At 62.0% G+C, this 1,028-nt stretch carries 1 protein-coding gene; it reads left to right on the top strand.

Annotated features, from left to right (window positions below; all coding sequences use genetic code 11):
- Nucleotides 1-27: 27 nt before the first annotated feature.
- The coding region (locus AC0L3H_RS32930; protein ID WP_473588244.1) for an adenylate/guanylate cyclase domain-containing protein at nucleotides 28-1,028 on the top strand (1,001 nt) is incomplete at its 3' end.

Here is a 1,028-nt window from a genome sequence, read left to right as displayed (position 1 = left end):
GTCTGGTCAGCCTTTCCAGGGATAAGCATGGAACGCCGTTTGGCCGCGATTCTGGCAGTGGATGTAGTCGGTTTTAGCCGCCTGATGGAGGTCGACGAAGCCGGCACGCTGGCTGCCCTCAAGATTCGCCGCAAGGAGGTGCTGAGGCCCCTGGTTGCCAAGCATCGCGGGCGCATCTTCAAGGTCGCCGGCGATGGCGTGCTGGTGGAGTTCGCCAGCGCTGTTAACGCCGTGCAATGCGCGGTCGAGCTCCAGGAGGGCATGGCCGCCGTAAACAGCGATCAGCCTGAGGAGCGGCGGATCGTGCTGCGCATCGGCGTCAATCTGGGTGACGTCATTGTCGAAGGCAGTGATCTCTATGGCGACGGCGTCAACATCGCCGCGAGGCTCGAAAGCGTCGCCGAACCGGGTTCCATCCTGGTCTCCGGGACCGCGCATGACCACATCAGGAACAAAGTCCAAGTAGGCTTCGAGGATCTCGGTACGCAGAACCTGAAGAACATCGCCGAGCCGGTTCGGATCTATCGGGTCGCCGGAACACCGGCTGTTGCGGTCGTGACGCCCAGAGTCACAGCCGAGAAGCCTGCCATCGCCGTCTTGCCGTTTGTGAACATGAGCAGTGATCCCGAGCAGGAGTACTTCGCGGACGGCATGACCGAAGACATCATCACGGAACTCTCGCGCTTCAAGAGCCTCTTGGTCATCGCGCGCAATTCCTCATTTTACTACAAAGGGCGGTCGCCGAGGATCCAGGACGTCGGGCGCGAACTCGGCGTGCGCTGGATCGTCGAAGGCAGCGTGCGCAAGGCCGGGAACTGGGTACGCATAACGGCCCAGCTAATCGACGCAACGACTGGGGCGCACGTGTGGGCGGAACGCTATGACCGCACGCTCGACTCCATTTTCGAGGTCCAGGACGAGGTCGTGCAAGCAATCGTCGGTACAATACCGGGGCATCTTGGTCGAATCGCAGTCGAGCACGCGCGCCGGAGGCCGCCGGCGAACCTCACAGCCTTCGACCATTTGCT

The organism is Mesorhizobium sp. WSM4816 (assembly GCF_055811535.1).
This window is presented reverse-complemented; position numbering and strand designations above follow the sequence as displayed.